13 protein-coding genes are annotated in these 11984 nt (G+C 24.0%); 11 read left to right on the forward strand and 2 right to left on the reverse strand.

Annotated features, from left to right (window positions below; all coding sequences use genetic code 11):
• Window positions 1-144: IS3 family transposase (locus IR152_RS20550; RefSeq protein ID WP_413927522.1), on the forward strand; the 144-nt coding region annotated here is incomplete at its 5' end.
• Between the two features lie 879 nt (window positions 145-1023).
• On the opposite strand, the gene IR152_RS19015 is transcribed toward IR152_RS20550, so the two are convergent.
• Entirely contained in the window at window positions 1024-1617 is a 594-nt protein-coding gene (locus tag IR152_RS19015) for a hypothetical protein (protein WP_227453405.1), read from the reverse strand.
• A 699-nt stretch (window positions 1618-2316) separates the two neighbouring features.
• Here IR152_RS19015 and IR152_RS19020 point away from each other — a divergent pair.
• On the forward strand, window positions 2317-2679 hold the full coding sequence (locus IR152_RS19020; RefSeq protein WP_227453406.1) for a hypothetical protein: 363 nt from the start codon (window positions 2317-2319) through the stop codon (window positions 2677-2679).
• A gap of 345 nt (window positions 2680-3024) precedes the next feature.
• Here the strand turns inward: IR152_RS19020 and IR152_RS19025 are convergent, their stop codons facing one another.
• Window positions 3025-3750 (reverse strand): hypothetical protein, encoded by a 726-nt coding sequence (locus IR152_RS19025; RefSeq protein ID WP_227453407.1) that lies wholly within the window; start codon window positions 3748-3750, stop codon window positions 3025-3027.
• Between the two features lie 165 nt (window positions 3751-3915).
• On the opposite strand from IR152_RS19025, the gene IR152_RS19030 reads away from it, so the two are divergent.
• The 9 genes from IR152_RS19030 to IR152_RS19070 all read left to right on the forward strand — a co-directional run.
• A complete protein-coding gene (locus tag IR152_RS19030) occupies window positions 3916-5601 on the forward strand; it encodes an ATP-dependent helicase (RefSeq protein ID WP_227453408.1) in 1686 nt (561 codons plus the stop codon).
• A gap of 14 nt (window positions 5602-5615) precedes the next feature.
• On the forward strand, window positions 5616-5837 hold the full coding sequence (locus IR152_RS19035; RefSeq protein WP_021383377.1) for a hypothetical protein: 222 nt from the start codon (window positions 5616-5618) through the stop codon (window positions 5835-5837).
• A gap of 246 nt (window positions 5838-6083) precedes the next feature.
• Entirely contained in the window at window positions 6084-6944 is an 861-nt protein-coding gene (locus tag IR152_RS19040) for a hypothetical protein (protein WP_227453409.1), read from the forward strand.
• Window positions 6941-7993, forward strand: coding sequence for a hypothetical protein (locus IR152_RS19045; protein WP_227453410.1), 1053 nt, complete (start codon window positions 6941-6943; stop codon window positions 7991-7993). The genes IR152_RS19040 and IR152_RS19045 overlap by 4 nt, the downstream gene beginning before the upstream one ends.
• 56 nt (window positions 7994-8049) lie before the next feature.
• Window positions 8050-9177, forward strand: coding sequence for a DUF3854 domain-containing protein (locus IR152_RS19050; protein WP_227453411.1), 1128 nt, complete (start codon window positions 8050-8052; stop codon window positions 9175-9177).
• A gap of 383 nt (window positions 9178-9560) precedes the next feature.
• The gene (locus IR152_RS19055) at window positions 9561-10802 is read left to right on the forward strand and encodes a ParM/StbA family protein (protein ID WP_227453412.1); all 1242 of its coding nucleotides are present in this window, start codon (window positions 9561-9563) and stop codon (window positions 10800-10802) included.
• Window positions 10803-10819: 17 nt separating this feature from the next.
• A complete protein-coding gene (locus IR152_RS19060) occupies window positions 10820-11281 on the forward strand; it encodes a hypothetical protein (protein ID WP_227453413.1) in 462 nt (153 codons plus the stop codon).
• A gap of 221 nt (window positions 11282-11502) precedes the next feature.
• A complete protein-coding gene (locus IR152_RS19065) occupies window positions 11503-11817 on the forward strand; it encodes a hypothetical protein (protein ID WP_227453414.1) in 315 nt (104 codons plus the stop codon).
• Window positions 11818-11824: 7 nt separating this feature from the next.
• The coding region (locus tag IR152_RS19070) for a transposase (RefSeq protein WP_227453416.1) at window positions 11825-11984 on the forward strand (160 nt) is incomplete at its 3' end.

The following is an 11984-nucleotide window of genomic DNA, read 5'->3' on the forward strand; positions in this document are numbered from 1 at the left end:
TTAAGGAAATTTGATACATACGAACAATTAGTCAAAGCAATAGAGGATTATATATATTACTATAATAATTTTAGATATCAAAAGAGATTAAATTCTATGTCTCCACTTGAATTTAGGAAATATTTAAATACAGAGATAGCATAATTTATTTTAAGTAGCTCTAAAAAAATTTAAATATCTAGGGTTTTATTTGACGTGCTCTTTTTTAGATAGTAAACTTTAAAATATAGATATTAATTATATGAATATAATAAAAAAAGTACTAATGATTGACACTAGTACTTTATAACTACTTTTGCATGTTTTAACTGTATAAAACAGTGGGTATAGTTCAACAAAGAGTGACTTACAGGTTGAATTTAAATTTATGTTTAAATTCAAAAAATAAACTATGTTTATGATGAACTCCACTCTAACGCAAAATAGATTGTAGTTCTTCTTGCTTTTATTATATCACAAAATCTTCAAAATGATACAATCTTATATTGAATTGTTAAAATTGGATTGTCAAAAATCTCTTTTATGGAATTGTTAAATAGTAAATATAAAAAATTTTTAGATAAACTTTAAAATAATAAAAAAACAAGAGGTATTAATCTCTTGTTTTTTTATTATTTTTTTTATAATACATAATAATCATTATTATATATAGAGTTAAAATTGTTCCAAACATAAATATCTCTAATTGAAGTTGATTATAAACAATATTGAATAAATTGTGTGAAATCTTTAATAAGACTTGTGGAATTTGCATTATTATTATACAAATTATGCCTATAATCAAAGATATTATATGAAAACTTTCTTTTTTTATGAAAAATTTATATATAAATAATGCAAATATTAAAAAATAAACTAATATAAAAATTAGGAATTGAAGTTTATTAATATTAAATCTTATTATTTGTTCATATAATGATGAGTTAAAAAACATAGCTATTAATACTAGAAAAGGATAAATAATAAGAAATATATTATTTAATATATTTTCTTTATTCATAATCACCAACTACTTTCAAAATTTTAAGAGTATGTGAACTCGACATTAATCGTATGTGTTGCAGTCATCCCCTGAACATGAATTTTAGCACTGCTCCAAGCTCTTGGTGCATTATTGCCCCAAGCTCTATCGTTGTATCCCCATCCAGTAGTATATGAGAAAGTATTTGATGTTGGGCTCTTAGTTAATTTTTTACCAGTAATAACACCAGAATGTGCATTAACTGACCTATTTGATAAAGTATATAAACTAGAGTTTGGAGTCCAACTACCATAAACTCTATTTAATCTGACTTTTTCATTGGTAGAATTAACATCATAATCAACATTCAACTTAGCGGTTACTCCTCCTGATGTGTGTGTTCCACCTGTAGATTCAAAAGGAGTAATCAATTCTCCTATTGGAATAAAAACTTCACATCCTGTATTTGTTGATTTATTATTATATGCAATTGGATTTAAAGTAGTGATTTCTCCTGTTTGATCGTTTGTAATTGTAACTTTAACTTTATGTATTATTTCGTTGCTTGAGTCACTTGCATAACTTTTGCCTGTTATCAATAGTATTAGAGAAAACATTAAAGATAGATAAATAAATAATTTAGAAAATTTTTTCATAAAATCACCCTTTCTTATTAATTTGCCTGGTTAAATATTACCAGTCAGAACTGCTATTGAATCCTACTTTTTTAAATTATATCATATATTCTATTGCAATAGAATAGAAAAAAGTAAAAATATTTAGAAAATTGGAAAATTTGAACTTTCGACTTCTGAAAAAGAATCGTCATTAGAAATAAAGTACAAAGATGAAAAGGAAGGGCTTAAGCAAAAATTTGAATACTCATATAAGTTTTTAGCTGGCAAAGAAGTAATTAGAACTGTGAATGAAGATATAGAGGTTGGCCAAGAAAAAATAATAAAAGGTCAAAAAAAGGGAAATACCAAGGAGATGGGTCTGACTATAAAGTGATTATATCTTGGAATGGAAATGAGGAAACTATAAATTTGAAAAAGAAATAATTATCTATGAAAAGAGTGTTTAGAAATAAGTGAAACACTCTTTTTTGTGCAAAATAAAACTTTCCATAAAACTATTGAATTATTATGTAAAATATTAATAAATTTTATAATATTTATATAAAAAGGAAGTGAGTGTATGGCTAAAATACTTTTGACATTTAAAAATAATGAAAAAGAAAAGGAACTTTTAATTTCTTCACATCAGTAGATATTATAACAACTGAAAGTAATAGAGAGATTGTAAAGGTAATAAGGGCAGTTCCTCCAGAATTTGATAGAGTTTCAACTGACCTGATGTATGAAAATGAATTAAAGAAATTAAAATTAGAGCAATCTATAAATTTAGCATATTTTCTTGAAGGTAGAAGAAATTATTTAATTAGATGTGGAGAAGATTTACAAAATAAAACGTATAGATTTTTTATTGATAATCTAAAATATGAAGTTCATATTGATAGTAAAAAAACTCTTAAAACTAATATGATGTACTTGGAACTAGCATTTAATGAAATAAAAATGAATCAATTTATAATAAAAGATTATGTCATGGGGAAGGACTATTTTGATGTATCTTTTTATGAAAATACAGAAAAACAAAGATGTTTGTTAAATAGTATAATAGGATCTTTACCAGAGTATATAAATGCATTAAAATAAATCCCTTTTATTTTTATAAGAGGGATTTATTTTAATTTAAATTAATTTTTTAAGATATTATAATCCTAAAGATATTTTTGATTGGTTATAAATTCTTAAACTTATCAAATTCTTTTATGTTCAGGACTATTAAACCCTATATTATTATAAACGTTAGTATGCATCTACACTTTAATAAGATATTACAAAAATAATACTTTCGTAATATCTTATATATTTTTTTGTTTATCAATTTCTAATTTATCAGATTTTTTATGTTCAATAACTATTTTTCACTATATTATTATAAAGTGTATATATCTATGTTTTAATAAAATATTACAAAAACAATACTTTTGTAATATCTTATATATTTTTTGATAGATTATATTCTTCATATTCTTGAAATGCTTTGGCAGTATCATTATTTGGTGAAGGCAGATCTCTTTGGACCTTTGATACTATATCTTTGAATTCTTCAAACTCATAAAACTTTCCAAGAAAATCTAGATTCGAATTTTTACCTTTTATTATATTGTTATCAATATAATTTCTTTGAGATTGCAAATAACTTATATAACTCTCATAATCTTTGATTAGCTGATTAACTAGTTCTTTATTATCACCTACAACAAGTTTTCTTATATCATTTAAAGCATCTAAATTGGACTTACAAGATGCAATACAAGTGTCAAGTAAAATTCTATAACTATCAATTGATTCTTTTGTACTCTGTATATCCTTAAAATTTTTATATGCTATATAAAAGTTAGAAGATAAAGATAAACTATATATGTATATATGGTTTTGAGTTTTATCATTAACTATTTCAGGAATTTCAATCCTTGGGAACCTAGTGTAAAAAATTTCATCTAATTCATTTTTATTTTGGGGTTCATCTAGTTCTTTGTTTTCTTCACCATAATTTTCATTTCTCTTTGTTGAGTTTTTTATATTCTCAGATATATTATACTCAGCTTTTTTAGGGTTATTGAAAATCATAAAATAAAAAACTAATAATATAAGAACAACAAAGGATGATAAAAATATAATTAATACTAGTTTCTTGTCTTTTATTTTTCTTAAATTCATTTCTATTCCTCCAATTTATCTAAAATTTAATAATACTTAATATGGGGCAATTTCGCATTTTATTTGAAAATATTTAATTATTTTTTCAAATAAAATATTTATTTGCCCCATATTTATTGAAAATAAAAATAGCTGTATATCAGTAAAATTAAATGGAGGTTTTATATGAACTTATTAGGTGTTAATGAGGAACAACTTAAAGCTATAAAAACAAATAGCACTCATGTACTTGTAATAGCAGGTGCAGGGTCTGGCAAAACAAAAACTATCAGTAAAAGAGTTTCTTATTTAATGAAAAAAAGAATTAGCTATAGAAATATATTTTGTATAACATTTACAAGATATGCTTCTAATGAAATGAAAAAAAGAATTATGAATGAATCAGAAAATGGAGAAAAGGTATTTGTAAATACATTTCATATGTTTTCAATTTATATCTTAAAAAAATATGATAACTTTAAAGGATATACTATGATTTCAGAGATTGAAAAAAAGAATTTAATCCAAAATATAACTAAGAGATTTCAAATAAATAAAAGTGATATTTTGATTAATGCAATAAAAAATTATGATATTCAAAATAAAAATAGAAGTATATCATTAGCATTAAAAGAATATTTATTTACCCTTAAAAGATATAAATTACTTGATATAGATTTAATACTTCCATTATGCTCTGAACTTCTAAATGATGAAAATATTGCATCAGAAGTTAGAGATGAAATGAAGTATATTCTTCTAGATGAATATCAAGATTCAAATGATATACAAATAGAAATCATAGATAAAATATCACCAAATAATTTATATGTTGTTGGAGATGATTCACAAGCAATTTATGAATGGAATAATTCAAAGGTAGAATATATATTAAATTTTGAAAAAAAATATGGTGCAGAGGTTATAAGATTAGTAAAAAATTATAGAAATACAAATCAAATAATAAATTCAGCAAATAAAATAATATCACTTAATTTAAATCAAATAAAAAAAGAAATGGTAGGGTTTAAAAATGGCGAAGATATTGAGATTGTTACTACTGATAATCAAGAAATACAAAATATAAAGATAACTTCTCAAATTTGTAAGCATGTTTATGGTATTGATGATAAAAACATAGCAATATTATGTAGAACTAATATGGAAATAAAAAAATTATCCAAGGTCTTTATCAATTATGGTATAGAATTTAATAGCTCGATTAAAGAAAATAGTAATAGTAGGCTTCTTAATATCTTAACTTTAGCATCAAATCTACAAAATGATTTGTTAGCTGAAAGCATATTGAAACCTTCAGAAGAACAAAAAATAAGAGCATTGAAGGAAAGTACAAGCATATTTGAAAGTATTAAATTTGATAATAAATCAGAAGAAATTTTAAACTTTGAAAAACTAAATAATTGTATAAAAACATCCACAGCAATAAGAGCATACGAATTAGCTAAGAAGTTATTCAAAATAGAAGATATTGTTTTAAAAAATAAAATAAAAAAATGGATCTCAAATAGTACTGTTATTAAACAAAAAAATATTGGATTTATTGAATATCTTTGTTATGAAAATACAAAGGGAGGACAAGAGTGTTTAAAAGAAAACAGTAATAATGTAAACTTATTAACTATCCATTCTTCAAAGGGATTAGAATTTGATGTAGTGATAATTCCAAATTTATATGAAGAAAATTTTCCTAGAAAAAATGAAAGTTTGGAATCAGTAAGAAGGCTTTTTTATGTAGCATTAACTAGAGCTAAAGAAAAAGTAATATTGTATATTCCTAAAAGCTCTGAAGAATATGGGAAAAAGATAAAAAATAGAGAACCAAGTATTTTAATAAAAGAAATAACTAACTAGAGGAGTGAGGTATTATGAAGTTTAGTAATATAAGAATAGAGCTTTTTTCAATTTTGAACAATATAAATAAAAACAACATAAATAAAGTAATATTACCTTATATACAAAATAGTCCTATTTTTTATATAACTGATGAAGACAAGAAAATAATAAATATTGTTTTAAAAGAATTTTTGGAAAGTAAAGATATTAGGAGCTATAGTATTAATGAGAATCATGTAGCTATAAGTCTTTAAAAGTAAATTAATGATATTTATTAAGAGCAATACTAAAGTATTACTTTAGTATTATTTTCAATAAACGTATTATTTAAGTAAAAACATCACTAAAACTAATTGGTTGCTAGTGATGTTTTTATTTTTTGGAAATTTTCAAAAAAATAAAAGTTTTGACCCATATTAAAGATAAGAAAAATTTAAGCTAATTTTTAGTAAATAAAAAATAAACTGTTTTAATCAGTTAAAAAAAGGGGGACATATGTTATGTCAAGCAACATAAAACAAATATTTAAATCTGGTCGTGATACAAAGGTATTTGCTGTAGAAGATGATTTAAGTGTAAATGATTTTTATAATGAAATAGGTATTTTAAAAGCTATATTACATTCAAAGGTATCTAGAATAACAATGATAATAAATGATTCAAAAAACAATAGTAATACAAAACTAAAGTTCTGTTTTAATATTGATGAATGGAAAGAATTCAGCGATTTATTAAAAGATGGTCCAGAAGGTTTTGGGAAGAATTGTGTAAATACAAATACTAAACCTAAATATAAAAAGACTAAGATAAATAAATATACAAGTTTTGAAGATGGATATAAAGAAATAAGAAATTTTAGTGTATCTTGTAACAAAGACAATCAGAAAGAAGGTAAATATTATTGGACAATTAGTATATCTATTGGAAAAGGAAAGTTAAAAGACCCTAAGAACAGTTACAAAGGCATAATTAAAGAAACTTATTCTGAATTAAAACAAAACTACTTTGTTTTACAGACTGAAGAAATTAATGAAATGATTGAAATGGTAAATAAATATATACCTTTATGGGAAAATAGTATGTTCCCCGTTTTTCTTGAAAATAGAAAGGCATTTAGCAAAAGGTTAATTGAAAATAATTCTGATTATGGAACTATTGGTAGATGGAATAATTCGCCTAATAAAGATTCAGGTGATTATATAAAAAATAATGTAAATGATACTAAAAATAGCGAGTTCTGTTCAGCATGTAATGTACATGTTGATGAAAAAACAGAAAAAATAACAAATTCAAAATATGGTAGAACCTTGTGCTATAAATGTTCTAATGAATTAAATAAAATCAAAGGAGATAAAAAATGATAATAAAAAGAGAAGATATAAAGCAAATACTTGTACAAGCTAGTAAATTTGGAGAATATGTTCAACTACAAATTGAAGATTATAAAGCAATAGTAAAGAGTGTAGGGAAAAAAAATATATATTTTGAAGCAGAGATTAAAGAAATTGAAAATCCTATAGAGGGAGAATTTTATATTTTTGATAAACAAGCCCTAGATATTTTGCAAAAATGCCCTAAAGATGTAACTATTGAAAAAACCAAGAAAAATAAAATTAATATAAAATCTGGAGAATTTAAAGTGAGTATAGCTGAGACAAAGCAAAGTATCATAGACATTGATGAACCAGAAATCAATTATTGTTTAACTGTAAAAAACTTAAATAAAGTAAAAAATGTTAGATATGCAGCGGCATCTAAAGATACTAGGCCAGCACTAGAATGTGTTTATTTTGAAGTAAATCCAGATATAGAGAAAATAAGAATAATAGCTACAGACTCTTATAGAATAGCTATTGATGAAATTAATTATGTATGTAATGAGAAAATAGAGAAAGGCTCATTTCTATTAGATAAAAAAGTTCTGAGTGATGTAATAAGTAAAGATGATGATTGTGCAGTACTAGGTGTATGTGATAATAAAATTATATTTGCATTTGAAAATGGTATTGTCATAGGTATTGATACTTTAGCAGAAAACTATATTGATATTGAACGTATGTTGGCAAGTATGAAATTTAGTTTTCAATTTAAAATAAAGCGAGAAGCTTTTACTAAATCAATAAAAAGATGTAAAATAGGTGATAAAAATTCAATTAAATTATCTATTGGAAAAAGTAGTTTAGGTATAGAAATGGATTCAAATGAAACTTCAATTTATATAACTGATGAGATTGAGATAGTAGGAGTTGATGAATGCTTAGAGGTTAATCTATCATTAAATTATCTTTCAGATGCTCTTGAAAATATGAACTCTGAATATATTACTGTAAAATACAGTGATAACAGTACATTTCCGATATTAATAGAGGATGATAGCAATAAAGCTATTATACTTCCTGTTGCTAAATAAAATATTAAAAGGGATATTTATAATATCCCTTCTTCAGATTGGAGGATTAATTTAATATGGATTATTTTGATAATGAAGAAAAATTAAATATTATTAATGTTGCATTAAAATGTGATATTGAATTAATTAAAACAATTGATAGCTCTAGAGTATTGGCACATTGTCCATTTTGTGATGATAGAAGTGGACATATGTACTTGACTATAGAAAATAAGGAATTTAGAAATTTTTATAAATGTTATAAATGTGGGAGTTATGGCAGTTTAGTTTCTTTATATGCTAAATCAAAGGGTATAACTACTAAGGAAGCATATATAGAATTAATTAATGATATTTCAAGAGAGAGACTAAATGTCAGCAAAAAAATAATTGAAAAAGTACAAAAAAAAGGTAATTCTTGTGATATTAAAGATGTAAATTATCTAGATTCTATATATAGAGTATTTTTAGATTCACTTATACTAGAGGATAAACATTTTAACAATCTAAAAAATAGAGGGTTAAATGACTTTATTATAAAAAAGAACTTGTATAGAACAATAGATATTAAATATAAAGAAAGAATAAGAATTTGCAAGAACTTAATCAATTTAGGATTTGATTTAAAAGGTGTTCCAGGTTTTTATAATGATAAATTTGGCAAATGGAATTTTGTATCTAAAAAAGGATTTTTAATTCCAATTGGAAATCTTGATGAAAGAATTATATCCCTACAAATAAGAATGGATGATGAAGAACTTATATCAAATAAAAATCTAAAATCAAGATATAAATATTTCTCATCATATAAATATCAAGATGGAACAAAAGCTATTGCAGCAATCCATTATGTAAAAGGAAGTAATAATGACAACTCAATAATCATTACAGAAGGTCCACTTAAAGCTGATATAACTAATTTCTTTAGTAATAAGTCTGTTATAGCAATTCCAGGTGTGTCCATAGGACATAGTGAAGTTGTAAGGATGATTAAAAGTTTGGGCAATCCCTTAGCTATAATTTGTTTTGACATGGATTTATATGACAATATTAATGTTAAAAAAAGCATGATTGAATTATGTAAAAAATTTAATGAAAATAATATATCTTTTGTATATAAGTCTTGGAAGGAAAAATATAAAAAAAATAAAAATCTAAAGGGCATAGATGATTTGCTATACCATGAGTATAAAAACAGAGTATAGGTTGAATGTCAATATTCAATCTATACTCTATTTTTATATTTACAAAAATATAATTCACATAAAAAGTATAAGTTATATAATTTACATAAAAAACATAAAATATATAACTTACATAATTAACATAAAATTAATTTAATATATATTTTAATTAATTTTATGTTAATATATAGTTTACATATTGAAATTTGACTTACAGTCATGTACTTTAAACAGAAAATCACATGAAAGATGAAAGAAATTAGAGAATTATATGTAATTATATAGTATTATGTAAATATATAATATTATGTAATTTATATATTTACATAATTTACATTGAATTCATAGATTTTCTATAATATAATTACTATATAAAGAATATTTATTTAAAAGGAGATTTAAAGATGGATAAAGTTGATGTTCTAGATACTAAAGCAAAGACAATGGTAAAAACAATAAATTTAAAAGTTGGAAATGATACTGGTAACAGTGAACATGATATAGTGATATCAGATTCAAGTGGAAGTGATATTGAACAAATATGCCAACCTAGTGTAATATCAAAGGTAAGAAAAAAACCAAATTTAGAATCTATTGATGAAAAATATATGATAGAAAATATAAGTGATAATTTAATTGTTGAAGTGCTTTCTGATGAAGTAAGTCCAGGTATTTTTTTTGTTGGAAATTATGCTCTTAAAAGTGGAGAAAGAATAAAAAGTATTGAGATTGGATTAGATAATGATAAAGCAAATAATGATGTTGTATTTATAAGTACTTTAGCTCATATTGCAGGATTTGCAGTAAAAAAAGCCTATAAAGAAGGAATTTTGGATGATGAAATTAATGTTAATATAGAAATGGGATGTTCTTTGCCAATAGGTCAGTATAATAATAAAGTAGCAGAGTTATTTGAAAACAGATTTATGAATGATAAAAGTATTGTCAAGGTAGTTACACCTAAAAAATCCATTGAAGTTAAATTAAATTTTGATTTTGTACATGCCATACCAGAAGGTGTGACAGCATCATTTGCTCTTAGTGAAATGGATGATAGTATATTTAAATCATATAATGATGTAAATAAAGAAAAATTAAATAAAGAATATTTCAAAACTCATAGAGTGTTACATATTTCAATAGGCGAAGGAACTACGGAATATCCAATTACTAAAGGTATTGCATATGAACCTAATTATATAAGAGGTTCTAATAATGGTCTAGGAATAGCGATTGACAATTCTTTGGATGAATTTATAGAGTTAAAAGGCATGACTAATTGTTCTAGACAAAAATTTAGTGAAATAATTAGAGATAAAAAGCACAGATATTATGAAGATGCTTTAGAAATTCTTGAATTTCACTTAGAGCCACAAACAGATGCAATTTATAATAAAGCAAAAACAGAAATAGAAAGAGTAAATAATGAAATTGATATAATTGTTGTTTATGGTGGTGGAAGTATATTAATGAAAAGTGTATTAGAAAGAAGATTAAAAAGATTATGTGAAAGAGCTGGCATAAAATTATTGTACATTGATGAGAAGTATGCAGTTACTTTAGAGTCTAAGGGATTGTATAATCTTGTAAATTCAGCATTATGGCAAGTTTTAAAGAATGATAGATTGGCTTCTTTAAACAAATAATTTTTTAGGAGATAAAAATGTTAAAAAATAATTCAGAAGTAAAAAAAACAAAACTAGTTTATATAGATCCTCATACACATTCTTTACTTAAAGCAGAAGCAATGATAAATAATGCTAGTATAAAGGAAACACTTGAAAATATTGTGAAAAATTCAGTTAGTGACATGGCTAAGATGATAGTTGATGGTACCCCTTCTAAAACTAATAATCAAAATAAAGCATCAAATGAAGATGATAAAAAAGGTATTGAATCTTCTAGTGAGAATATAGAAAAATTAGAAAAAGAATCTGAGCATGAGAAAAAGAATGAAACAACAGAAGATATTCAAGGAGAGGTATTATCAAATGAAGATGATAAAAAGAGCATTGAATATTCTAGTGATAGTGTAGAAGAATTAGGGAAAGAGACTGAACATGAGAAAAAGAATGAAATAACAGAAGGTCTTTCAGAAGAGGTATTAAAAGTATATAGAAGATAAAAATATTTTCATAAAACAAAGAAAAGACTATAGTTAATATAGTCTTTTTTTTCTTTATGAAAATATTGTTTGAAAAACTCTTACTAATGTTATAGAATATGCTCATAAGATGTATTAAAAATTGCATTTTTTGGAAATTAAAAAGTAGCCATTTCACATCTAAAGACTATTATTTTTTAGATAGCCAACATTTATTAAGAGCTGAACACGTAGAGAAATATTTGCGATTTTTAGTAAGTAATAGTCAGGTATCTTCAAAAAGTAGTGTTGAACAATTAAAGAAAAAAGTTGATGAAATAGTAGACAAAACATTAAAACCTGATTTAAAATATTCAGAAGCTCAAATAATAACAAGACGTTTTTATAAGGAAAAAGTTGGTGAAGGTAATGATGAAAGATATGTAGAAAGGGTTGATGAAACTGTTGATACAGTATATTTATTAGACTATGCAAATTCAATTTACAATACTAATAAATATACATATGAAATAAAAACAGAAACTACAACAATAGATTCTGAACTATCCCCCTCTTAGGAGACAGTTGAAATATGTAAAACTGTCTAAAACTAAAGTATCATCAGAGCAAAAAATCGAAGCAATTGAATCATATTTAAAAGGTGAAAATACAGTAATAAAAATAATCGAAGAATTAAATATTGGAAAACGTACATTCAGAGAGTGGATGCGAAATTATGAAACTT

Source organism: Clostridioides sp. ES-S-0108-01, assembly GCF_020662285.1.
In the GTDB taxonomy this organism is placed as follows: domain Bacteria; phylum Bacillota; class Clostridia; order Peptostreptococcales; family Peptostreptococcaceae; genus Clostridioides.